The organism is Chitinophaga sp. YIM B06452, from assembly GCF_039655965.1.
Lineage (GTDB): Bacteria > Bacteroidota > Bacteroidia > Chitinophagales > Chitinophagaceae > Chitinophaga.
Genome location: NZ_JAWLKY010000001.1, coordinates 1,821,858 through 1,847,077 on the forward strand (window position 1 = coordinate 1,821,858; position 25,220 = coordinate 1,847,077).

Below are 25,220 nucleotides of genomic sequence, written 5' to 3' on the forward strand. Positions count from 1 at the left end.
GATCAGCGGTTCACCAGTTTCATCGATCCTTCGCTATACCGTTCGCCGCTTATCTGGTAGCCCGCCATCAGTGAATTGATCGTGTTGAGGTCGTCGTTGCTGAGTTTCACATCTACTGCTCCCCCATTTTCCTGCAGGTATTTCCTGCGTTTGGTGCCGGGGATGGGCACTACATCATCTCCCTGCGCCAGCAGCCAGGCAAGCGCCAGCTGGGCCAGCGTGCAGCTTTTGCTGTTTGCCACTTCTTCCAGCGCATTCACGATGCGGAGGTTCTGCTCAAACGCTTCCTGCTGGAAGCGGGGAAGGGTGCGGCGGAAATCGGTGGGATCCAGGTTGCTGACGTCTCTCAATGTGTTGGTGAGCGCGCCCCTGCCCAGCGGGCTGTAAGGCACGATGCCAATGCCCAGCTCACGAGCGGTGGGGAGTATCTCTTTTTCAATATCGCGCACAAAGAGGGAATACTCGCTTTGCAGCGCCGTGATGGGATGCACTGCGCTGGCTTTGCGGAGCGAGGCCGCAGAGGCTTCTGACAGGCCGAGGTAGCGCACTTTGCCGGCTTTCACGAGCTCTGCCATGGCGCCCACGGTTTCTTCGATGGGCACTTTATCGTCTACACGGTGAGAATAATAAAGATCGATCACATCTACGCCGAGCCGCTTCAGGCTTGCATCGCAGGCTTTCCTGAGATATTCGGGCGAGCCGTCGAAGTAGGTGCTGCCGTCTTCTTTGTAGCGGAAACCGAATTTGGTGGCGAGAAACACATCTTTCCTGCGGGTGGCCAGCACTTTTGATAACTGCTCTTCGTTATATCCCTGTCCGTACATGTCTGCCGTATCCCAGAAATTGATACCGAGGTCCAGCGCCATTTCCAGCGTGGCTTGCGACTCTTCGTCGTTGCGCGGGCCATAAGCGAAGGCCATGCCCATGCAGCCCAGCCCGATGGCGGACACTTTCTCCCCTGATTTGCCTAAAGTTCTGTATTGCATTGTGAATAGGATTTATGGATACAAATGTACGGAGGGGTCAAATCCCGGCAGTTGCATGATTCAAACGGGAAATTGCAAAATTCAATGCATTTTGTAAATGCTGTACCAGCACAGTTTTGCGGGGAATTGCAACATTTGTTGCACTTTTATATTTGGCAGGTCAAAAAAGAATCTACATCTTGTATGCCTCCATTTATTGACCAAAATCAGGGGAACCATCCCGTGACTGGCGTTTTTGGAGAAGCCGATCGAATATTGTCTTTACAAATTCCACTTCTCCAAAAGCCAGTTGTTAAACTGGCTTTTTTCATTTCACGCCCTCAACAGCAATGCCAGTGCGCTTTTCAGCCTTCAGTCCGCAAAAATGAATTCCACTTCGCCAAACCCCAGTTCCAGCATTTCTTTTCCTTTTTCGAGGCAAAGCCGCCCATCAGGCAGTACGTCATGGATAGTTCCACGGAAGATGTCGCCGTTGATGCGGTACAGCGCCGGCTCGTGGATGCGGTAGAGATGCTCTTTGTATTCCATCAGCAGCTGGTCGAATATAGCGGGATGCAAACGGCTGTAACGCTCTTCCAGGCTGCGGCAGAGATCATGCGCAAGCTCAAGGCTGTCCCAGTTCTTACCGGTGATCTGCCGGAGAGAAACGGGGTTGATAAGATGTTCAGGGAACCTGGGGGTATTGATGTTGATGCCCAGGCCTGCGATGGCATATTGCCAGACGCTGCCCCGTAAAACGTTCTCAATCAATATCCCTCCTGCCTTTCTGTCACGCCAGTAGATATCATTGCTCCATTTGATGCGGGTTTCTTCGCCGGCGTATTTGCTGAAGAAATCGAAGGCGCCGAGCGATACGGCCACGCTGAGCATAAACTGCTGATTCAGTGTGAGGGCGGGTTGCAGCACGGTAGTAAGCATAATGTTCTCTCCCGGGGCGGAAAGCCATTGTTTGCCGCGCTGCCCTTTTCCGGCGGTTTGCTCCATGGCAAACCAGGTGCTTCCGTCTGCCACAGGCCCGGCATTCACCTGTCCCATGGCATAGTTATTGGTGCTGTCTACAGTGGCCAGCACGTGAAATGGGTGACCTATCACAAAGCCTGTTTTACTTGAAAAAAGCAAAGTAAAACATTTTAACAATTTTTTACCGGCTCGTTCGTCTACCTAAGTACGCGGCTGGTGTTATATTTTGACGCTGGTTTAGTAATTTTGAGGATTAAAGTTTATTTTTAACAAAAACAGCATTTATTGGCACCCTTAACCATTCTGAATACCAGGAAAAAGGCGGTAACGCGCATTAACAGGAACAGTAAGATATTTACCACTATCATAAAGGCCATACAGGAGAAAAAAGGGGAGAATGTCGTTTCCCTTGATCTGCGAAAGATCCCTGAAGCGGTAGCTGACTTCTTTATCATTTGTGAGGCCAATTCCAATAATCAAGTTAAGGCGATTGCGGATTTTGTGGAAGAGGAAGTGAAGAAGCATACGGATGAAACGCCGTATAAACATGAAGGTTTCACAGCCCAGCAGTGGATCCTGGTGGATTATGTGAACATCGTGGTGCATGTTTTCATACCCGAAACCCGCAAATTCTACAATCTGGAAGAGATGTGGAGCGATGCAGAACGCATGGAACATCTTGAAAACTGAACAAAACCCCCGGTTTTGTATTAATTATTTGTATAAACAGACAACACTCATTCGTAAAGGAGCGAACGATCATGGAAAAAGGAGGCAATAACTATAACAAGGGATCAGAAAAATCTCCGAAAAAAGGCCCGAAGTTCAATATATACTGGGTGTATGCCTTTATCGGCATAGCCCTGCTGGCTATGAATTTCCTGCCGCCGCTGACCAATCAGCCCAAGGAGCTCTCCGGTTTTAAGGAGTTCCAGCAACAGTACCTCCGTACCGGGGACGTTGAAAAGCTGGTGGTAGTGAACAAGCGGCTGGTGGAAGTATATATCAAGAAAGACAGGCTGAAAGACCCTAAATACGAAAACGTATCCAAAGGCCGTTTCGGGAGCGAAAATCCCGGTCCGCACTTCCAGTTCACCATCGGCAGCGTAGAAAGCTTCCAGAAGGAACTGGACAAAGCACAAACAGATATGCCACTGGCAGACCAGATGAACGTGTCTTACATAGACCGGCCCAACTGGTTTGAACCGCTGATGCAGATATTACTGCCCATACTATTGCTGATAGGCATGTGGGTGCTGCTGATGCGTAAAATGGGCGGCCCTTCCGGCGGAAGCGGCGGGCCCGGCGGCATCTTCAATATCGGTAAATCCAAAGCCACCCTCTTCGACAAAGGCACCCGCGTGACCATCACATTCAACGATGTGGCCGGTCTCGACGAAGCCAAAGTGGAAGTGATGGAGATCGTGGATTTCCTCAAGAACCCGAAAAAATATACTTCGCTCGGCGGTAAGATACCCAAAGGCGCGCTGCTGGTAGGCCCTCCGGGCACCGGTAAGACCCTGCTGGCAAAAGCCATGGCAGGCGAAGCGCAGGTGCCTTTCTTCTCCATGAGCGGTTCCGACTTCGTGGAACTGTTCGTGGGCGTAGGCGCCAGCCGTGTGCGCGACCTGTTCAAACAGGCCCGCGAAAAAGCACCCTGTATCATCTTCATCGATGAGATCGACGCCATCGGCCGCGCACGTGGAAAGAACGTGATGATGAGCAACGACGAGCGCGAGAACACCCTCAACCAGCTGCTCGTGGAAATGGACGGTTTCGGTACAGACAGCGGGATCATCATCCTCGCCGCCACCAACCGGCCAGACGTGCTGGACAGCGCATTGCTGCGCCCCGGCCGCTTCGACCGCCAGATCTCCATCGACAAGCCGGATCTGAACGGGCGTGAGCATATCTTCAACGTGCACCTCAAACCGATCAAGATATCTACCAACCTCGATATCAAAAAGCTCGCTTCCATGACGCCCGGTTTTGCCGGCGCCGATATCGCCAACGTTTGTAACGAGGCCGCCCTCATTGCAGCCCGTAAAGGCAAGAACGAAGTGGAAATGGAAGACTTCAACGATGCCATAGACCGTGTGATCGGTGGTTTGGAGAAGAAGAACAAGATCATTTCCCCGGAAGAGAAAGAAGTGATCGCTTACCACGAAGCGGGCCACGCCATCTGCGGCTGGTACCTCGAACATGCCAACCCGCTCGTGAAAGTGACCATTGTGCCCCGCGGCGTTGCTGCCCTGGGTTACGCACAGTACCTTCCGAAAGAACAATATCTCTACAACACCGAACAGCTGATGGACGACATCTGCATGACCCTTGGCGGCCGTGCGGTGGAAGACCTCGTGTTCGGCAAGATCTCCACCGGCGCGCAGAACGACCTGCAGGTGATCACCCGCATGGCCTACGCCATGGTGACCGTGTACGGTATGAACGACAAAGTGGGGAATGTTTCCTTCTACGATCCCAACAGCGAACAGGCGTTCACCAAACCTTATTCCGAAGAGACCGCCAAGATGATCGACACGGAAGTAAGGCTGCTGATCGAAAAAGCATATGCCCGCACCAAAGCGCTGCTTTCCGAAAAGCTGGACAATGTGAAGCTACTGGCGCAGGAGCTGCTGAAGAAAGAAGTGCTGTATAAAGACGACCTGGAGCGCCTCATCGGCAAACGCCCGTATGAAACGCACAGGGAGCACCTGGTGCCAAACAAGGAAGGAATGACCACCGACGGCGTTCATCCTACAGACATCATCAACCCTTCACCCGCAAACGCGATTTCAGAATAGGGATCAACATGAAAGTATCTCCGGCAAAAGAAAATATTCTCAAAAGGGTCAGGAATGCGCTCAGCCAACCGGTTCAGCTGCCCTTCCCCAATGCAGAAGGCAACAACTCTGTGTTTGATACGGCACATGACGGATTGGAGATAAAATTCGCTGAAGAGTTTTCCAAACTCCAGGGCAAATTCATCTTCTGCTCTTCCCGCGACGAGCTGGCCGAAAACCTGCAAACCCTGGTGGAGAACAAGGAATGGACGCATGTTCATTGCAAAACGCCTTCCCTGGAAACGATCCTTAGACCGTACAACCCGGCATATCTCAACGTAGGCGATATGCATACGCTTGATGCCGCTATTACGGATTGCGAATACCTTATTGCCCGCACAGGCACCATCATCATGAGCGCCGCGCAGCCTTCGGGCCGTTCGCTGCCGGTGTACGCCCCCGTTCACATCGTGGTGGCTTACACGCACCAGCTCGTGTTCGACCTGAAAGACGGGATCAATAAAGTGAAGGAAAAATACCCGGGCCAGCTGCCCTCCATGATCTCATTTGCCACCGGCCCCAGCCGTACCGCGGATATTGAGAAAACGCTGGTGGTAGGTGTGCACGGGCCCAAGGAAGTATACGTTTTCCTGCTGGATGAATAACATGATCTTATTGAATACAAATACCTGTAAAATGCAAAAGGAATTCATCACTTTTGCATTTTACATTTTAAGAAAGTCCGTTTAATGGAAATATTACTGCCACCGGGCAAGCGCGTTTATTTTGCATCAGACTTCCACCTGGGCGCTCCGGACATGGAGAAGAGCCGGGACCGGGAACGCCTCATCGTCCAGTGGCTGGATGAAGCGGCGAAAGATGCGGCGCACATCTTCCTGGTAGGCGATCTTTTCGATTTCTGGTTCGAATACAAACACGTGATCCCGAAAGGATATACCCGCCTGCTGGGCAAGCTGGCCGAAATGCGCGACAAAGGCATTGGTTTCACCGTATTCATCGGCAACCACGATATGTGGATGGACGGGTATTTTGAGGAAGAACTGGAGATCCCCGTTTACTTTGAGCCGCAGCAGTACACCATCGGCGGGAAAAGATTTTATATCGGCCATGGCGACGGCCTTGGCCCGGGCGATCATGGTTATAAATTCCTGAAAAAGATATTCCGCAACCCCGTTTGCCGCTGGCTGTTTTCGTGCATCCCGCCTAACTGGGGCATTTCCATGGCCAACTACTGGAGCCGTAAAAGCCGCGCTGCCACCGGTTCCCAGCTGGAGCAGTTCTTAGGTGAAGAGAATGAATGGCTGGCCATCTACAGCAGGGAGATCCTGCAAAAAGAACATTTCGATTATTTTATTTTCGGCCACCGGCATCTGCCGCTGGACCTTACAGTGGGCGAACACAGCCGCTACATCAATCTTGGCGACTGGCTCAATTATAACTCCTACGCCGTGTTCGACGGGAATACGACGGAGCTGAAGTACTACGGGAAATGATCATCCCAGTATCTCGTGCAGGATGGGCGGCGATTGCAGCTCGGTGAAGTCCGGAAGGTGCAGCTTGTAAAATTCCAGGTAAGCATAGAGCATATTCCTTCTCCGCTCTTTGTTCAGTTCAATTTTTTCGAGGTCCGCGAAAACGCGGATGCTTTGCAGGCGGTCTGTAATGGCGCTGCTCACTTCATCCAGGTAATTGGTGTGATGCGGGGGAAGGTCTGTGAATACGCCCTCCTGCAGGTCCAGGTAAGGCGTGTATTCCGAATAATGGCCGCCAAAGTGGAAACCCAGGTGCGCAGCGAGCCGCAATGTAAAGAAGAGCGGCAGGTTGGCAGCCACCGGCGTAGATTCCGTATCCAGCGCTTTGAACGTGCTTTCCGCGAAATGATATAGCTCCGGCGTGTGTTCCGGCTGCTTCATCACTTTCTGCAACAGTTCTATCAGGTACAACGCTACCGTGTTCTTCACGATGTTCACATGCATGGAAATATATACATGCCCGAGCTTGAATTCCGAAATGCGCTGGAGGTTTTTCTGCTCGTGATGATACACCACGAGATCGAGGATGTTGCCGGGCTGGAGGATATTGCCTTTGGAGGCTTTGGGCTTGGACGAGCGCACGCCGTTCACGATATAGGACTGTATGCCGAACAGCTCCGTGAAGATGCTCAGGATGACGCTGGTGTCCCCATATTTAACGGTCCGTAATACGATACCCGGTGTTTTGTGCAGCATGTTGGCAAAATTCGGTGATCAGCGGATAAATACCAGCTTCGTAACGATCTTTTCTTTCCCGGTTTCATCAGAAGCCAATACGAGGTATACGCCGCTCTGCGGGCGGTAACCCGTGTAGTCCTTCCCGTTCCATACCGCCTGGCCGCCCTGCGCGCGCGTTTGGTAAACGAGTTTGCCGGTAATATCCGTGATCTTAACGATAGCATGCTGCACCAGCCCGCGGATCGCAATGGTGCCTTCGTAGCCGTGCGGCACAGGGTTGGGAAATACCACTACGTTGCTGCCCTGCTGCGGCGTGCCTTCCGTGGCGGTGCCGCGCCAGGAGATGATCCCCGCCGCGGTGGCGAAAAATACTTCGCCCGTTTCAGGGTGTATCGCGATGCGGTGGATGATGTTATCAGGGAGGGGGCTGTTAGTCGTGTTGAATTGCTGGATGATCCGGCTGCCATCTGCACTGATGAGCCATGCGCCGTTTTGCGTGCCCACCCATTTGCGGTTGGCGCCATCTACCGCAATGGTGTTCACCTTTTCATTCTGGAAGAGGTAACCGGCGAAATTGTCCTGGCGGACCACCGGCCAGATGGCATCGCAGCCCGCTGTGCCGAACATTTCCGGCGCGCATTGCACCACGCCCACGCCGCGGGCCGTGCCGATCCAGATCCATCCGTCTTTATCTTTTGCCAGGCAATACACTTCGCCGGAAGGAAGGTTCCCCCGGCCAGCGCCCGCCTGTAGCAGCTTCCACTGGTCATCCTGTGTATTTTCAACAGTTGCGCCATGGTTCAGCACCAGCACGCCGCTGCCCCGCGGCGAAACGATCCATTTCTGGTTGCTGTCGTCTATCAATACCTGGCTCACCGCATTGGCGGTGTGAAAAATGGGAATGGTGAAGCGTTGCCAGGTATTGTCTTTCCGTTTCACGAGCAGGTTGCCGTTGGCGCCGTAAGAACTTGCCCAGAGATAACCTTCCGCATCCGTTGCCAGCCCGCTGATCAGCGAATCGCCCAGTGGCCGGAGACCTGTGTAAGCGCCGTTTTCCGGGATGGTGAGCAGTCCGCCCCCGAATGAGCCGGCATATATTTCCCGCCCGCTGGCCGACAATGATATGATGTCGTGATAAGGCAATGGGAAAGCATAGTTATGCCATTCTTCCTGCTCAAAACGATAAAGTCCCTGTGTGTTGCCTGCTGCCTGCCAGCCGGGATTTACTCCGCCGGAAGCTGCCCAGAGCGCATTGTTATGTATGAAAAGATCGCCGGTGGCAATGCCTGCCGGCGCATTAGGTGTTAAAGATTCATAAACGCCATTCTCATGCAGTACCAAACCATTTTGCCCGTCTGCTATCCAGGTGCTGCTGCCTGTCATTACTGCGTCCATCGGTGACCGGATCAGCCCTGCCTGGCTGTATTCAGCTACCACCGTGCCCTGCGGTGAAAGTTGCAGCACTTTGCCGGCCTGGCTTAGCAGGATATTCCCGGATTGTACGGAAAGGCGCTGTACCGGCGCGGAAGCGGTATACCACTTCAGCCAGGTATTGCCCTCCAGTGAAAAAAGCGTGTCCTTCACCCGGCCTATCACCAAAGCGCCGGCTATGGCGATCTCCGTCATGGGCTGGGAGGGAAGGCCGGCGGAAACATCCGTCCAGCTGCGGTGATCCGCCAGGTTGCCGCCCTGCAGCGAAGCACTCCTGACGCCGACTGAGGTGGCGGCGTAGCAGGTATTGCCGTTTACCGCGGTGGAAAACACAATGCTGCTCTGCGCCGGCAGCCAGGTATCTTCTATTTCATACCGCTCCAGGTTCAGTACAATGATGCCCAGACCGGTGGACAGCAAAGCGCGCTGCCCGCTGAAGGCGATATGCCGGATCTGCTTATCGCCGGAGGTTTGCCTTTGCATGATCTCCGGGATGTTCACCACGTTCTCGTCCCGCAGCAGGTCCAGGTTGCTGTTCCGGTAAGCGACCAGGAGGGAGGCGCTGCCTTCATGCCAGCCGATGGTGGCAATGCCCGCATCATGCAGGCCGTTCACCTTGCTGTAGCGGGTGAATTCGTGGCCGGTCTGTGAAACCGAGAACAGGCTGTAGGGCGTGGCGCAGAAGATGGCCTCCCGCCCGGCGGCCACTGCTATGGCTTCCCGGCAGGGGAAATGCTCCCGCCATTGCCCGATGGGCAGCAGTTGGGCATAGGCGCCCGGGGCGAAAAGAAGCAGGCACAACAGTGATCGGAGGAACATGATCCAAATGTAACAATTACGAATTATCTCTTATGCATAAATCGTAATGAATGGTTACCTTTATGGCCTTTAGCAAATCAAACCAAGAAAAAATTATGTGGCAGCGCCTGGCAGGTTTTGTATTAAAATTCCGATTGTGGCTTCTGGCTTTGTTGTTTATAGGCACGGGCATCATGGCATATTTTGCCAGCAAGGTGGAGTTGTCTTATGAATTCACCGGCGCCATTCCCAGGGACAATCCCAAGTGGCTTGAATACCAGTCGTTTAAAAAACAGTTCGGGGAAGATGGCAACATGATGGTGATCGGCATCCAGACAGACAGCCTGTTCAGCATGCCTTTCTTTTCTTCTTATGTGAAGCTGAACGACGACCTGCGGAAGATACCGGCTGTGGAGAACACCCTGAGCATCCCCGTGGCCGTGAACCTCGTGAAAGACGACAGCACCCGCAAACTCAGGGCAGTTACCCTCTTCCAGCCCATGCCGCAAACGCAGGCTGAGCTGGACAGTCTCGCCAATGTTTTTTATTCCCTTCCATTCTACAAAGGACTGCTATACAGCCCGCATGGCCACACGTACCTGCTGGCGGTGCATATCAATAAAGAAGTGCTCAACTCCGCCGGGCGCATCAAAGTGGTAGGAGCTATTTCTAAAACTGCGCGTGCTTTCGGCCAGGAGCATAACCTGGACGTAAAGCTGAGCGGCCTCCCCATGATCAGGACCATCATGGCCACCAAAGTGGCTGATGAGCTGAAGATGTTCCTCGCCATTTCCTTTGTGCTGACGGCCTTCATCCTGCTGGTGTTCTTCCGCTCTTTCAGCGCCGTGCTCATGAGCATGATCGTGGTGGCGATGGGCGTGATATGGTCTGTGGGCACCATTGTGCTCTGCGGGTACAAGATCACCCTGCTCACTGGTCTTATCCCGCCGCTGATCGTGGTAATTGGGATTCCTAACTGCGTGTATTTCCTCAATAAGTATCATACCGAATACGCCGTTCATGGCGAAAAGATGACCGCGCTGGTGCGCATGGTGCAACGTATGGGTATCGTGACGCTGTTCACCAATCTCACGGCGGCTATCGGTTTTGGGGTATTCTATTTCACGAGGAGCGAACTGCTCAAACATTTTGGCGTTGTGGCCGGCGTGAATATCATGCTGGTATTCCTCATTTCATTCATTTTCCTGCCCTCCGTGCTGAGCTACCTGCCTCCGCCGAAAACCAAGCATACGAGCTATCTCGACAATAAACTCTGCCGTGCGGTGCTCAACCTGCTGAATACGCTGGTGTTCAAATACCGCCCCATGGTGTACCTGTTCACCGGCCTGATGGTGCTGGCCGCTATCCTGGGCATGATGCGCCTGAAACCAGTAGGGTATATCGTAGACGACATTCCCAAAAAAGATAAGCTGTATACCGACCTGAAGTTCTTTGAACAGAACTTTAAAGGCGTGATGCCGCTGGAGATCGTGATAGACACGAAGAAAAAGAACGGCGTGGTGAACCTGCAAACGCTTACCAAGCTGGATGAGCTGGGGGCGATCATTGCAGAGCAGCCGGCCTTTGCCCGCCCGCTGTCTGTAGCTGAGGGCATTAAATTCGCGAAGCAGGCGTATTATAACGGGGACAGCCTGAACTATGCCGTGCCAAACCAGTTTGACATTGGCTTCCTGGCGCCTTACCTGCGTATGAAAGGGGGCGACAGTGCGTCTATGTTCACCAAACTGGTATCGTCCTTTATGGACAGTACCCGCCAGGTGGCGCGTATGAGCGTGAACATGGCCGATGTGGGTTCCGTGGAGCTGCCGCGCCTCATCGATTCGCTGCGCCCGCATGTGAACGAAATATTTGACACAGCGCATTACAAAGTGACCTTTACCGGCACCAGCATCATTTTCCTGGAAGGTAGCCGTTTCATCATCAACGGGCTGCTGGAGAGCATCCTGCTGGCTTTTGTGCTGATCGTGTTCTGCATGCTGTACCTGTTCCGTTCCTGGCGGATGCTCATTATCTCACTGGTGCCGAATATCATCCCGTTGCTGGTAACGGCCGGGGTGATGGGCTGGCTGGATATTGCGATCAAGCCATCTACGGTGCTGGTTTTCAGTATTGCGCTGGGCATTGCGATAGACGTGACTATACGTTTTTTGGTGAACTTCAAGCAGGAGCTGCCGCTGAATAATTTTGACATATCCGCTACCGTTAGGCAGACCATCAACGAAACGGGTTTGAGTATCATTTACACATCCCTGATATTGTTTGCGGGTTTTATGATCTTCGCGTTCTCCGAGTTCCAGGGTACGAAAGCGCTGGGCTGGCTGACGTCGCTGACGCTGGTAATGGCCATGGTAACGAACCTGACGATCCTGCCGGCGATGTTGTTATGGATGGAAAAAGCGTTGAAGAAGAAGGCGCAGAAGAAGGAATTATGGAAGGCGCTGGACGAGGAGAAGGACCTTGAGATGAAGGAGCTGGGGCTGGAAGATAAGCATGACTGATACGCTTATCATTTATTATAGCCGTTCAAACAAATTAATATAACAGGGGCATGATAATTATTTTGCATGTGATTCCTGTAAGATCGTAGTCCGTGGCTTAATGCCACGGATTTTTTTTGCCCTCTTCATAAAATAATCTAGTAGGGTGCGCTCATCACACACAAATCGCCGCTTATAATAAAGCATTATATATAGCGCGGAAAAAGTAAGAGGTTTAGACTGCCATTTCTAACCTCTTAGTCCATGAAAAATAAGTTCCTGAAGGGCGCTCATTTGTCCGAGCGTAAATTTAAGGAGATACTTAAGTTATTCTCCGAAGACCTGACGGCCACGCAGATAGCGAATATCAGCGGCGTCAGCAGGGTAACCATCAACAGTTACCTGAAAAAGATAAGGTTGCAGATCGTGAAATATTGCGAGTCGTTGCAACCTGAAACTGCCACCAGTGCTGCCTCCTGGGCGCACAGGGCCAACTCCCTCCACCAGGGCCATGATACGGCCGTAGCCGTGAAAACGGACGTAGACCGCATCATCAAGCCGGTAATTTTCGGTATTTACAAGCAGGACAACAAGGTGTTCACGGAGATACTCCCTGACGTGAGCAGGTCCATGATCCAGGCTATCGCCCGCGGCCGTTCCGTGTTGGAAACGGTGGGCAGCGCCGAGCGCATCCGCCGTTTTAACGGTGTGGTAGACCTTGGGCAATACCGTTTATACCATTTGGGCAACCACCACCACGATGTGGATGCGGCCAAATCCGGGCTGGACGATGTGGACGGTTTCTGGGGCCTCACCAAGCACCGCCTGGCCAAATTCAAAGGACTCAACCGGAACACGGCTTACCTGCACCTGAAAGAATGCGAGTTCAGGTACAATTACCGTCACGAAGAATTATACGCTGTATTGCTCAACCTCTTAAAAACGTTTCCACTAAACTTGTCTTGACCGGGTATTTCCCGGGTAAGCGGCAGATTGGAAATTGCTGAGAGCTTGGTATGTTTACAGTACCAGAATCTGTCGCTTATGAAAAAGACATTATCAAACTGTTTGATATGGGATTATAATTCTATATCCGATCAAACTTTTGGCCAGACATGCAGTAACAGTACCCATCCTTTACTAGCAAATATTTCAACCAATAAAGACATTGTGCGCGGACCCAGCGGGTTCCGGGCATATGAAATCATTAAAGATCTCGATTTAGATTTTGGTTGATGATAAGCGGGTGATAATCTTGTCGCCTGCTTTTCTTTTTTATACCCCACCCAAACCCCTGGTGACGGCGGAAAGCAGGCACTCCCTATAGTGTTAAACTTATCCAGTATTACTCATTACTTAAAAAAAAATCTATGTCGCCTCCGAAAAAATTACAAACCAATTGCGTTAAAAAACCGTTAAGTAATTTATATTTGTCTGTTAAAATTTCGTTAAACAACTAAATTATGCTTATGAGGAAAGGTCTAACCGTGCTTTTCCTGCTCCTGGTATGCCTCTCAGGACAGGTATTAGCGCAGAGCCGAACCATTAAAGGAAAGGTTACTGCCGCGGAAGACGGCACCCCGATCATCGGGGCGACCGTGTTAGCAAAAGGAACAAATGTTGGTACCGTTACCAACGCCGAGGGTGATTACACCCTGAACGTACCGGATGGAGCTACCGCGCTGGTGGTTCGGTTCATCGGTATGAAAGACCAGGAAGCCAGGATCACCGGCTCTACCGTAAATGTTGTGCTCAGCGCAGACGTTACGAGCCTCACCGAAACAGTGGTTACCGCACAGGCTATCCGCCGTGACAAACGTTCCCTGGGTTATTCCGCGCCAGTTGTAAAGGCTGAGGAAATTACCAGGGGCCAGAGTGTTAGCCCGCTGAACGCCCTCACCGGTAAAGTGCCAGGTGTTAACATCACCAGCACCGCTTCCGCTCCCGGTTCCTCTTCCCGTATCGTACTCCGTGGTGGTTCTTCAATTGCCGGTAACAACCAGGCACTGCTTGTTGTGGATGGTGTGCCCATCGACAACGAAAGCATTATCGGCGGCGGCGACAGCCGTTCCGCTATCGACTTCGGTAACCGTGGTAACGACATCAACCCGGACGATATCGAAGATATCTCTATCCTGAAAGGTCCTGCCGCTGCGGCGCTGTATGGTTCCCGCGCTTCCAACGGTGCGTTGATCATCACTACTAAATCAGGGAAGAAGGGCGCTAACAAAAAACAGGAGATCACCTATACCTCCGCTTTAACGCTCTCCAACATCCTCAAACTCCCCACTTTCCAGAACGAATTCGGCCAGGGTTTCCACTTTGAGCCCGATCCGCTGGAAAACTTCAGCTGGGGCCCGAAATTCGACGGCGCCATGACCGAATGGGGCCAGTCTATCAACGGCAAACGCCTCTCCAAACCCTACTCTGCCGTTCCCGACAACGTTAAGAAGTTCTTCGAAATGGGCAGAGCCTGGAACAATAACGTGTCCCTCGCAGGCGGCAACGAAAAATCCACCTATTACCTCTCGCTGAATGCACTCAACTCCAACGGCGTTATGCCTTCCAATGTGGACCGTTACAACAAGTACGGCGTCCGCTTCAACGGAAGCACTGAGCTCAGCAACAAGTTCTCTACCTCCATCGGTATCGCTTACTCCAAGATCAACAGCAATATGATCCAGGGCGGCCAGGGCGATGGTTCCGTGTATGACAATGTGCTGCAAACTCCCCGTGATATTCCTTTACAGGACCTCGGCGATCTGAACAACCCTTATTACAGCTACGGCGATGTGCTGCAGGATGCTGACGGTAACCCGCAATACGGTTACTATGGCGCTTACACTAACAGCCCCTACTGGGTATTGAGGGAATTCAAAAACCTGAACGACGTGGACCGCGTTACCGGTAACTTTACCGTAACCTACAAACCGCTGAGCTGGTTGAACATCACCGAAAGACTGGGTGCAGACGTGTACACCGACCGCCGCCGCATCAAACAGGCTAAAGCCGACCTGGCGCCTGCTGACCCGGACTGGGGCGATCCCAAACATATCACCGGGGCTTATGAAGAAAACAAGATCAACCTCAGCGATATCGTTCATGACCTCATGATCACCGCGAAGCATGATTTCAGCAAAGACTTCACCGGTTCATTGATGGTGGGTAACAATATCCGCCAGCGTACTTTCACCACCCTGGACGCACGCACCAACTCTGCTGGTCTTGTAATTCCCGGATGGTATAACCTGGATAACAGTAACGGTGCGCCCGAAGCTGAAAACTTCTACAGCCAGCGCCGCCTGGTAGGCCTGTATGCCCAGCTGGACCTTGCTTACAAGAACATGTTGTTCCTCGGCGCTACTGCCCGTAACGACTGGTCTTCCACGCTGCCTTCAGCCAACAGGTCCTTCTTCTATCCCAGCGTAAACGGTTCATTCGTGTTTACCGAACTGCTGAAAGACAGCAAGATCTCCGACTTCCTGAGCTACGGTAAGATCCGCGCCAGCTACGCTTCCGTGGGTAACGATGCTGATCCTTACCAGCTGCTCAACTATTATGTAAGAACGCAGATCCTGGGCGGTTTCGCCAATACCCTGTTCCCTTTCAACGGTACTCCCGGCCTCACCATGGGCAATATCATCGGCAATCCTAACCTGAAACCGGAAAGGACCAACGCTTTTGAAGTAGGTACTGAACTGAATATGTGGGATAACAGGCTGTCTGTAGATTTCTCTTATTACCAGAACAGGTCTAAAGACCAGATCCTGGCAGCTCCTATCGCGCCTTCCACCGGTTTCGCCAACGAGATCATGAACACAGGCGTGGTTGAGAACAAAGGTGTGGAAGTTGGCCTCCGCGTTACCCCGATCAAAACTTCCACAGGCTTTACCTGGGAACTGTTCGGTACGTATACCAAGAATAAAAACACCGTTGTATCCCTGCTGCCGGGCGTAGACCAGGTAGTTGTGGGCGGTGTGCAGGGTATGAGCATCGTTGCAGCAGTTGGCCGTCCTTACGGTACTTTCTACGCACGCGATTATCTCCGGGACGACCAGGGCAGGATGGTGATCAACGACGAATCCGGCATGCCTGAACTGACCCCCGACGCGCGTTACTTCGGTTCTTACAACCCTGAGTGGATGGCTTCCTGGGGTACCAACCTCAGCTACAAAGGCATCAGCCTGAGCATGCTGTTCGATACCAAACAAGGCGGTTACTTCTATTCCAGGACCAGCGACATCATGACTTTCGTGGGTACTACCCCGAGGACCGTGGTAAACGACCGTCAGCCTTACGTTGTGCCTAACACCGTGATCAGGGACCGCAACAACCCCGGCAAGTATCTCCCGAATACAACCGTGGAAACACAGTGGATGGACTTCTGGACCAACCAGTCCATTGTGCCTGATGCTGCGCATATCATCGATGGTTCTTATATTAAGCTGAGGGAAGTGAGCCTTTCTTACAAGCTGCCCAAAACCCTGCTGAACAGGACTCCGTTTGGTGATGCGTCTGTTGGTTTGTTTGGTAACAACCTTTGGATCCACACGCCTAAAGAGAACATGTTTGCTGATCCGGAAGTTAACTCCGGCGGTGCGGGTAACGAACAAGGTTTCGACTTTACTGCCCAGCCTTCCCTGCGCAATTTCGGTGTGAACCTGAAAGTAAGTTTCTAACCTTTAGCTGAAAACGAGAAATTATGAAAATGAGAAAAATAAAATCCATCATAGCGGCTTTAGCTGTAGCGGCCATCGTACTGCCCGGGTGTAAAAAATTCCTGGACATCAACGAAAACCCGAACTCTACCACCAAAGCCAACCCGGAACAGCTCCTGCCTTCCATAGAAGCGTCTGTTGCGCATGTAACCAGTTATCAATACCAGACATACGGCAACTTCTGGAGCCAATACTGGACGCAGAAGCCCAACGCCAGCCAGTTCCGTACGATCGACGCATATGCCTCCGGGCCCAGCGATTTCGACCGTGCCTGGGCTATCCTGTATGCGAATGCTCTTGCAGATACGGATTCCCTGATCGCGCTGCAAGGCATACGGAAATTCAACCAGTGGTCTGCCCGCGCCTACATCCTGCGCGCGTATGCCTTTATGCTGCTCACAGACGGCTTTGGCGACATCCCGTTGTCTGAGGCGCTGAATGGCTCCGGCAACCGCAGCCCGCATTACGATACCCAGGAAAGAGTATACGACAGTGTGTTCGCGTGGATAAAGAAAGGCAGGGATATGCTTGACCCGGATAATGATTACCAGCCTGGTAGCGAGGACATCCTCGACAACGGCGAAGGTTGGGAAGCATTTGCAAATACTCTATTGCTACGCGCTTATCTCCGCATTTCAACGGCCAGTAATGCCGCTGCTGCAAAGGCTGCAGCCGGCATCCAGGCGTTATATGCCACCAACCCCACCTTCCTGACCCAGAACTGGCAGATCAACTATGTAGATGTAGGCGGCAATCAGTATCCTATCTGGGCTGAAGTGCTGGCACTGCAAATCCGTAACCAGGGCGCTTCCGGCACTGTACTGGATAAGCTGAAAGAATGGGGCGACGCGCGTATCGCCAGCTACTTCAACCTCTCCTCAGGCCAGTACCGTTCCATCCCCCAGGGTGGCTACGACAATGTGCCCAGCACCACCCCGCTGTCTAACCCGAGCGCACGCGTATTGAGCGGTGCTGCTCCCGGCGTTATCATCAGCGGAGCAGAAAGTTATTTCCTGCAGGCTGAAGCAGCCCTGAAAGGCTGGGGTACAGGCAACGCAGCCGAACTTTATGAAGAAGGCATCCGCGCCAGCTTCGTATGGGGTGGCCGCACCAATGCAGAAGCTACCACTTACATGACGCACCAGCAGGTTGCCTGGAACAGCGCAAATGTGGACACCCTGCAGAAACGCATCATTACCCAGAAATACTTCGCGATGGTGGGCACCCAGGGCTTTGAAGCATGGAGCGAATGGCGCCGCACACGCTATCCCGAGTTCCTTAAAAGGTCTGAAGCTTCCGTGCTCGGCGTAAATTCAAGGCCTCAGCGCTTCGTTTATCCGCAGGCTGAACTGACCAGGAATGCCAACTTCCCCGGTCTGCAAGCCATCGACGTACCCGTTTGGTGGGCTAAGAAATAAGATTTTTCTTCTACAGATAATGAGGGCCGGCAGCTATGCCGGCCCTCTTTTTTTGCCCCGTTTACCAGGATAACTTTTATATAATATCTTATCACATGTTTGTGTTGTAGCTTTTCCCCCTGAAAACCAGTATTTTGTGGCCGGACTGTTACCTGATTAACTTTTCTGTTCACGAGGCCTAATGAAAATCACGATGAAAAAAACGCTGTCCGTATGGTTACTAGCGGCCATAAGCGTCCCTGGCGTTGCACAAGTTCCATCCAATAAGGCGGACACTGCGGGTGTTCCCCGGATGCTGGATGAAGTGGCGATTACCGGCTATTCTCCCGCCACCCGCCGGCAATATACCGGCGCCGTTTCCACGATACCCGGAAGTGCTATCAATAATATTCCAATGGCATCCTTCGACCAGCTGCTGCAGGGGCGCGCAGCCGGGTTGTACGTAGCTTCCGGCAGCGGCCAGCCAGGCGCGGCCGCTAGGGTGCTTATCCGCGGCCAGGCAACCTACGGCGGCACCGTTTCCCCCTTGTATGTCGTGGATGGCATTGCCGTGGAAAGCGGCGTTTTTATGTCTATGAACCCGGCAGATTTTGAATCGGTGACCGTACTGAAAGACGCCAATGCCACCGCCCTCTACGGCTCCCGCGGGGCTAACGGCGTAATTGTGATCAATACCAAAAGAGGGAAGGCCGGGGATATATCGCTGCGGTTCAATACCCAGCACGGCTTTTCACAGCTTGCGCGCAACCATTTCGACATGATGAGTACGGAGGAACGCCTCCGCTTTGAAGAAGAAGTAGGGCAGGAAACAGGCCGCACATTGGGAGCGGGCTGGATATTTTCCCCGCTCAACCCCGCCAACGCCTCGCTGCCCGCATCCACCAAAAGCCGCTATGCCGCTATTCTCGACAGCATGCGCCATATCAATACAGACTGGCAGGACCAGTTCCTGCGCCGCGCTGCGCCCTATCACGAATATGAGCTCAGCGCTTCCGGCGGCAGCGAAAGCATCCGGTTCTATTCTTCCGCCGGTTACCTGAAGCAGGAAGGCATTGTGAAACGCTCCGGGCTGGAAAGGTATTCCTTCCGCACCAACCTGGACGTTCGCGCCAAAAGATTCTCCGCTGCCATTAATACCGCTGTCGGCTATACGAATAATAGTCTCATTGAAAGCGAAAATACTTCCTCCGGGCCCAATCCCATTGCGGCGCTGTATTATGCCCTGCCGTATGAAGCGCCTTATGTGAATGGCGTGCTAATGCACAGCGGCAACAAAAACCAGCTCGGCGGGGCATTTGACACGCGGGAAGGTTCCAATGCCATTGAAAGGATGGAGAACAGTACGTATAAAGTGAACCAGCTGAAAGGCATGATCAGTACCGACCTGAAATATTATTTCACAGATTGGCTGTACGCCTCTTCCAACCTGGGTTTCGATTATAGAGAAAACGTGGAGACGCGCACCATCAGGCCCGGTTCTTTCAGTGGCAGCCAGGACGGGGTGCCTGGCAAGCAGGGCATGCACCGCGAGGAAATGATCCGGTATTACCAGTTCACAGCCACCACCGGCCTCACTTTCGACAGGACCTTGCAGGAGAAGCATCGCCTTACTGTGGGCGCCTTTTACGAATTCAACCGCATTAAATATTCGAATATGGCTGTAACGGGTTACGGCATTACGCCCGGCCTGGACGGCACTTTGTCCGGCGTTACGCCAGGGTCCGCACTCAACAGCTTCATCCCGCAGGTAGGCGGCCGCAAGACAGGTTCCGCGCTGATCTCGCTGGTGGGCCTGGCGCGGTATCTTTATGATGATAAATTTTCCCTGAACCTGAGCTACCGGAGAGACGGCTCTTCTTCTCTCCCTGAAAAGAACCGCTGGCATGGTTTCTATTCCGTGGGCGCGGGTTACGATCTGGGGAAAGAATCTTTCATGGAAGGCCTCAGCTGGATCAATACGCTGCGGGTACGCAGCAGTTACGGTTCTTCCGCCGCCCCGTCTGCCCAGAACTTCGCATATGCCTCAGGCTACGGCGCCAGCCGTTACGACGGCGCCCCCGCCATTGTTCCCACTTCGGCGGGCAACGCGGAATTCAACTGGGAATACACCAACACCTTCAATACCGGCCTCGATATAGAACTGCTCAACCGCCGTATCAGGCTGGTGGCGGACTGGTATAACCGCAGCACGAAAGGGCTCTTCCTCGAAGAACAGCTTTCACAGACCAGCGGCTTTACTTCCCGCCCTATCAATGCCGGCACCATCCGCAACCGCGGGGTGGAAGCGGACCTGAGCGGGGATATCATCAGGACGGAGAACCTCACCTGGACGGCCGGTTTCAACATCGCGTTCAATAAGAACCGCGTGACGGACCTTGGCGGCACGAACGAGTTTACCGTGGGCACATACATTCTTCGTGTGGGCTTGCCCGTTAATTCGCACTATATCGTGAAATGGGGCGGGGTGGACCCACAGACCGGGAAGGCATTTTATTACGACAGGGACGGAAACCCGACCTCCAGCTACAATGTAGCCACACAGAGCGTGGCAGACTTTGGTTCCACCGAACCGCGCTACAATGGCGGTTTTTACACGCGTTTGAACTGGAAAGGATTTTCCGCAGACGTGTTCTTCACCTATGCGCAGGATTTTTTACGTTACAACGCCATTGAAGTATATACACTGAACAACAATTCCTTCGCGGCCAGCAACCAGAGCCGCCGGTGGCTGGACAGGTGGCGTAAACCCGGAGACATAACGGACATCCAGAGCTTCTCCGACCGCCGCAACTACACGTCGCGCGATCTGCAGGACGCATCCTATGTCCGTCTTCGCAATGCGAAATTATCGTACAATATCCCGGAGCAGTTATTAAAACCTACGCAGTTCCTGCGCCAGGCAACGGTTTACCTGCAAGGCCAGAACCTCCTGACCTTTACGAAATGGGACGGATTGGACCCGGAAGACAACAATGGCAACGCCTTTTTTGAATACCCTTCGCCGCGTACCATTACCGCGGGCGTAAGCATACAATTTTAGTACATGAAGAACTTCATCATACTTGGTTTATTAGGCTGCTGGATGAGCGCAGCGTCCTGCCTGGGCGAGCTGGACATCAAGCCTACGGACATGAAGGACCAGGCAGTGGCCTTTGAAACGGTGAGCGACGTAAATGCCGGCGTGCTGGGCGTTTACGCGGGACTGGACACTTCCAGCATCACCATCAGTTCATTGCTGGCAGACGAGAATATGCTGCCTGTTGAAAACACCGGCGGCAGGGGCATACAGGCTTTCGGCTGGAGCCAGGACCCTGTAAACCCTGATGTGACGGCAGCCTGGCAGAGCTTTTACAGGGTGCTCGACAGGGCCAACCGCATTCTTGGCGTGATAGACAATGTACCTTATTCTCCGCAGGAAGAGGTGTGGCTGCATCAGCTGAAAGGCGAATTGCTGGCGCTGCGCGCATTTTGTCATTTTGAACTGCTGCGGCATTATGCAGTTGACTATCACCCGGATTCTCCCGGCATTCCCGTGATGACTGCTTCTTACATCGGGAAGCCCGCCAGAGATAAAGTGCAGAAGGTTTTTGAACAAATAAATGAAGATCTGGCGCTGGCGAAGCAGAACATTCCTGTCTCTTTCAATGATCCCGACCGTATTACCCGCATCGCCGTAAGCGCTATGCAAGCCCGCGCAGCGCTTTACCAGCGAAACTGGGACGCTGCAATTACCGCTGCCACAGAAGTGATCAATGCCGTGCCGCTTGCCGCAGCAGCGCAGTTCCCCGACATCTGGACGGACAAAAGCACGGCAGACGTTATCTGGAAGCTCAAGCGCGACCCGCAGGATGGAAGACTTGGCGAGTTCTACCGCAACAATATTGGCCGCGTAACCTTCGCGCCTTCCTTTAAGCTGCTGGCTGCAATGGATGCCGCCAGCGACGTACGTTTCAACGCCTATGTCCGCGATCTTTCACCGGGCGGCGCTACGCGCCGGTGGGCCGTGATCAAATATGCAGGGGGCCAGCCATCCCTGGCAAACCTCGCAGACATCAAGCTTTTCAGGGTTTCGGAAATGTATCTCATCCGCGCTGAAGCATATGCTGAAAAAGGCGAACTGCAAAAAGGTGCGGATGACCTGAACGGCCTGCGTACGATGCGCATCAGCAACTACACCATGCAGACCTTTGCGAACACAACTGTGCTGAACAATGCGGTGCAGGAAGAACGTTTCAAGGAACTTGCTTTCGAAGGGCACCGTTATTACGACCTGCGCCGCAGGAAACAAAACATTGTCCGTTTACCCGAAGACGTTATACAGGTGCCGCTGCAGCCCACTACGCTCACGCCAAACGACAGGGCCTATTATCTTCCCGTCCCGCTGGCCGAAATACAGGCGAACAAGAATATGGCGCAGCACCCGAAATATGCATCCTGACAAGGTTTGCGGCAAACTAAAAAGGCGTCCTGCCAGGGACGCCTTTTTAGTTTATTATGAAGAATACGTTATTGCAATAATTCGCCGAGCTTCTGTTCCAGCCCGCTGCCGCGGAGGTTTGCAGCTACGATCTTGCCCTGCGGGTCTACGAGGATGTTGGTAGGAATGCCGGAAATGCCGTACAGCGGTACTACAGAAGAATCCCAGAACTTGAGGTCGCTCACGTGAGACCAGGCGAGGCCATCATCTGCAATGGCTTTCAGCCATGCGTCCTTCGTTTTGTCGAGCGATACGCCGAGGATGGTGAAGTTCTTGTTTTTATATTTAAGGTAAGCCTGCACCACGTTCGGGTTTTCCTGGCGGCAGGGTCCGCACCAGCTGGCCCAGAAATCCACCAGTACATATTTTCCTTTGAAAGAGCTGAGGCTGACCTGCTTGCCGGTCGGGTCAGGCAGGGTAAAGTCCGGCGCCTGCTGGCCGATCATAGACGAAGGGCCGCTGCTGGCTTCGGTTTTAGCGTCTTTCTCCACGTTGGCGATATTGGAAAGCAGGTCTTTCACCATGGCGTTTTCCGGGAATTTTTTGGCAAGCGCTTCGAAATCTTTTTTATGTGAAAGCAGGTCTTCCGCATCTTCGAACCCTACAAGCTGCAATGCAAATACTGCGGGAACGGGGTTTTTGCTTTGCTGTGATGCTTCCAGGAAATGTTGTTTGAAATTATTGGCTTCCTTTTCAAAGCTCTCCCGGCGCGCGGCCAGCAGGCTGTCCGGCGTTTTGGCCAGGCGCAGGCTGTCCATCGCCTGCATCTCTTTGCTGAGCACCTGCGATTTATCGCTGTAGTATTTAAGCAGCTGCTGGATCTCTTCAGTGGCTTCGGAACCTTTCACCTGGATCTTTTCCAATTCGTTGTAATCGCCTTTGATGCTCATGTCGCCGGCATCGAGCGCCAGCAGGATGTATTTGCCGTTCTCGAAGCGGATGCGGTACAAACCCTGTTCGGTGACCATCCCGTCCAGCTCCAGTTTCCCGGATGCGTCTTTCACGGCAGTGGTGTCCACTATCTTGGTAGATTGTCCTACAATTTCTTCGAGATATACTTTTTCGAGCGGTGCGTTGGCAAGTTGCAGGTCGATCTTGAATCCTCCTTTCTCCGGGTGATTGTTACACGCCGCCAGCAAGGCTGTTGCAGACAACCAAATGGCTAATTTTTTCATGGGCTTTTCTTTAAATCTGATATTCATTTCAAAAATAGGGTTAATTACCGGGAAGCTTATCCCGGTTTTGTTAAAATTATGTAGCCGGTGTGGACATGTTAATGCATTTCCCGGCCAAAACGGGATGTAACATATAACAAGCCGCAGCAGCCAGCCGGCAGTGATATGGCTTTATTCACATTATTCACGTTAATTGGGATGAACGGCTTATCAACCGTTTAAGCGCTTCATTAATAATTCGTTAGTGAGTTTCGGGTCTGCCTTTCCACCGCTGAGTTTCATCACTTCCCCTACAAACAGCCCTATCAGGCCTTTTTTGCCGGACCTGAATTCTGCTACTTTCGCCGGGTATTTGGCCAGCACTTCGTCTATCACCGGCATAATGTTGCCTGCATCGGTGTCCTGTATCAGGTTGAGCGCGTTGGCAATTGCGAGGGGGCCTTTGCCCGGTTCGGCTATCATGGCGGGCAATATGCGGCTGGAAGCGATGGAAAAATTCACTTTCCCGTCTGCAATGATGCCGATCAGTTCCGCCAGGGCAGCGGGTTTCACGGGGAAACCGCTGATCTCTGCATTGTTCTCGTTGAGCCATGATTTGACGGGGCCGAGCATCCAGTTGGCGGCGGCCTGCAAATGCGGCGTGGCGGCCGAGAGGGCTTCGAAATATTCGGCAGTGGGTTTATCGTCTGCGATCACGCGGGCATCATACTCGCGGAGGCCCAGCTGGCTGGTGTAACGGGTTACTTTTTCTTCCGGAAGCTCCGGCAGGGCGGCTTTGATACCGTCGAGATATTCAGTGGTGAGGCGGAAAGGCGCCAGGTCCGGCTCCGGGAAATAACGGTAGTCGTTGGCTTCTTCCTTGGAGCGGAGGGGGAATGAACTGCCGTTGGACGCGTCGAAGCTGCGTGTTTCCTGCACGATCTGCCCGCCCTGTTCCGTCAGTTCTATCTGCCGTTTGATCTCGTTCTCGATGGCGCGCTTCACGTTGCGGATGGAGTTCATGTTCTTCACTTCCACCTTGGTGCCCAGGCGGGTTTCGCCTTTGAGGCGGATGGAAATATTAGCGTCGCAGCGCATGGAACCTTCTTCCATGTTGCCGTCGCAGACTTCAAGCCAGCGCACGAGGCGGCGCAATTCGGTGAGGTAGGCGTAAGCCTCGTCTGCGTTACGGATGTCCGGTTCGGTCACGATCTCTACCAGGGGCACGCCGGCGCGGTTGTAGTCCACCATGGTATTGTCCGGGTCCTGGTCGTGCATGCTTTTGCCGGCGTCTTCTTCCAGGTGGATGCGGTTGAGCTGCACGTTGCGGCCTTTGCCGTCCGTGAAAATGGGCACATACCCGCCGATGCAGATGGGCGCCGTATGCTGGCTGATCTGGTAACCTTTCGGAAGGTCGGGATAGAAGTAGTTCTTACGGGCAAAGAAATTCTCTTTCTCGATCTCGCAATGGCAGGCAAAACCCAGCCTGATGGCCAGTTCGACCGCTTTCCCGTTCAGGAAAGGCAGGGTGCCGGGGTGGCCCAGCGTAACGGGACTGATATGGGTGTTGGGCAAACCGCCGAAAGCCGCGCTGTCGCTGCTGAACAGCTTGCTTTCCGTTTGCAGCTGGGCATGTACTTCCAGGCCAATTACCGCTTCATACTTGTTATAATCGATGCTCGCGCTCATATTGATTTTCTTCCTGCTGATTCGTACAAAGATATTCAAACTGCAAAAAAGCAGGGAATTTTCACGAAATTGTAATGCAA

At 52.9% G+C, this 25,220-nt stretch carries 16 protein-coding genes; 10 read left to right on the plus strand and 6 right to left on the minus strand.

What is annotated here, in order from left to right; all coding sequences use genetic code 11:
* Positions 1-2: 2 nt before the first annotated feature.
* Together R3I13_RS07265 and R3I13_RS07270 are read right to left on the minus strand one after the other, a co-directional pair.
* Entirely contained in the window at positions 3-986 is a 984-nt protein-coding gene (locus R3I13_RS07265; RefSeq protein ID WP_346317261.1) for an aldo/keto reductase, read from the minus strand.
* A 351-nt stretch (positions 987-1,337) separates the two neighbouring features.
* Complete coding sequence (locus R3I13_RS07270; protein WP_346317262.1) at positions 1,338-2,078, minus strand: biotin--[acetyl-CoA-carboxylase] ligase; 741 nt, start codon at positions 2,076-2,078, stop codon at positions 1,338-1,340.
* Between the two features lie 153 nt (positions 2,079-2,231).
* Here R3I13_RS07270 and rsfS point away from each other — a divergent pair, with 153 nt between their 5' ends.
* From rsfS to R3I13_RS07290, 4 genes are all read left to right on the plus strand, one after another.
* Positions 2,232-2,636, plus strand: coding sequence for a ribosome silencing factor (gene rsfS / locus R3I13_RS07275; protein WP_346317263.1), 405 nt, complete (start codon positions 2,232-2,234; stop codon positions 2,634-2,636).
* Positions 2,637-2,707: 71 nt separating this feature from the next.
* Positions 2,708-4,747, plus strand: coding sequence for an ATP-dependent zinc metalloprotease FtsH (gene ftsH, locus R3I13_RS07280; protein ID WP_346317264.1), 2,040 nt, complete (start codon positions 2,708-2,710; stop codon positions 4,745-4,747).
* A gap of 8 nt (positions 4,748-4,755) precedes the next feature.
* Positions 4,756-5,391: an LUD domain-containing protein gene (locus R3I13_RS07285; protein ID WP_346317265.1), complete on the plus strand. Its 636-nt coding sequence runs from the start codon at positions 4,756-4,758 to the stop codon at positions 5,389-5,391.
* Between the two features lie 84 nt (positions 5,392-5,475).
* Positions 5,476-6,240, plus strand: coding sequence for a UDP-2,3-diacylglucosamine diphosphatase (locus R3I13_RS07290; protein WP_346317266.1), 765 nt, complete (start codon positions 5,476-5,478; stop codon positions 6,238-6,240).
* Here the strand turns inward: R3I13_RS07290 and recO are convergent, their stop codons facing one another.
* Positions 6,241-6,975, minus strand: coding sequence for a DNA repair protein RecO (gene recO, locus R3I13_RS07295; protein ID WP_346317267.1), 735 nt, complete (start codon positions 6,973-6,975; stop codon positions 6,241-6,243). It lies immediately after the preceding gene.
* A gap of 18 nt (positions 6,976-6,993) precedes the next feature.
* Positions 6,994-9,207: a two-component regulator propeller domain-containing protein gene (locus R3I13_RS07300; RefSeq protein WP_346317268.1), complete on the minus strand. Its 2,214-nt coding sequence runs from the start codon at positions 9,205-9,207 to the stop codon at positions 6,994-6,996.
* 173 nt (positions 9,208-9,380) lie between these two features.
* Here R3I13_RS07300 and R3I13_RS07305 point away from each other — a divergent pair, with 173 nt between their 5' ends.
* The 6 genes from R3I13_RS07305 to R3I13_RS07330 all read left to right on the plus strand — a co-directional run bounded on the left by R3I13_RS07305 (position 9,381) and on the right by R3I13_RS07330 (position 22,258).
* Complete coding sequence (locus R3I13_RS07305) at positions 9,381-11,705, plus strand: efflux RND transporter permease subunit (protein WP_346317269.1); 2,325 nt, start codon at positions 9,381-9,383, stop codon at positions 11,703-11,705.
* A gap of 243 nt (positions 11,706-11,948) precedes the next feature.
* Positions 11,949-12,650 carry an IS1595 family transposase gene (locus R3I13_RS07310; protein WP_346317270.1) on the plus strand — a complete coding sequence of 234 codons (702 nt, stop codon included), beginning with the start codon at positions 11,949-11,951 and terminating at the stop codon, positions 12,648-12,650.
* Between the two features lie 503 nt (positions 12,651-13,153).
* Positions 13,154-16,363: a SusC/RagA family TonB-linked outer membrane protein gene (locus R3I13_RS07315; protein WP_346317271.1), complete on the plus strand. Its 3,210-nt coding sequence runs from the start codon at positions 13,154-13,156 to the stop codon at positions 16,361-16,363.
* A 29-nt stretch (positions 16,364-16,392) separates the two neighbouring features.
* A complete protein-coding gene (locus R3I13_RS07320) occupies positions 16,393-17,820 on the plus strand; it encodes a SusD/RagB family nutrient-binding outer membrane lipoprotein (RefSeq protein WP_346317272.1) in 1,428 nt (475 codons plus the stop codon).
* Positions 17,821-18,013: 193 nt separating this feature from the next.
* The gene (locus tag R3I13_RS07325; RefSeq protein WP_346317273.1) at positions 18,014-20,860 is read left to right on the plus strand and encodes a SusC/RagA family TonB-linked outer membrane protein; all 2,847 of its coding nucleotides are present in this window, start codon (positions 18,014-18,016) and stop codon (positions 20,858-20,860) included.
* 3 nt (positions 20,861-20,863) lie between these two features.
* A complete protein-coding gene (locus tag R3I13_RS07330; protein WP_346317274.1) occupies positions 20,864-22,258 on the plus strand; it encodes a RagB/SusD family nutrient uptake outer membrane protein in 1,395 nt (464 codons plus the stop codon).
* A gap of 68 nt (positions 22,259-22,326) precedes the next feature.
* On the opposite strand, the gene R3I13_RS07335 is transcribed toward R3I13_RS07330, so the two are convergent.
* Complete coding sequence (locus tag R3I13_RS07335) at positions 22,327-23,472, minus strand: TlpA disulfide reductase family protein (protein ID WP_346317275.1); 1,146 nt, start codon at positions 23,470-23,472, stop codon at positions 22,327-22,329.
* Between the two features lie 210 nt (positions 23,473-23,682).
* Positions 23,683-25,140, minus strand: coding sequence for an Asp-tRNA(Asn)/Glu-tRNA(Gln) amidotransferase subunit GatB (gatB, locus tag R3I13_RS07340; protein WP_346317276.1), 1,458 nt, complete (start codon positions 25,138-25,140; stop codon positions 23,683-23,685).
* Positions 25,141-25,220 lie beyond the last annotated feature (80 nt).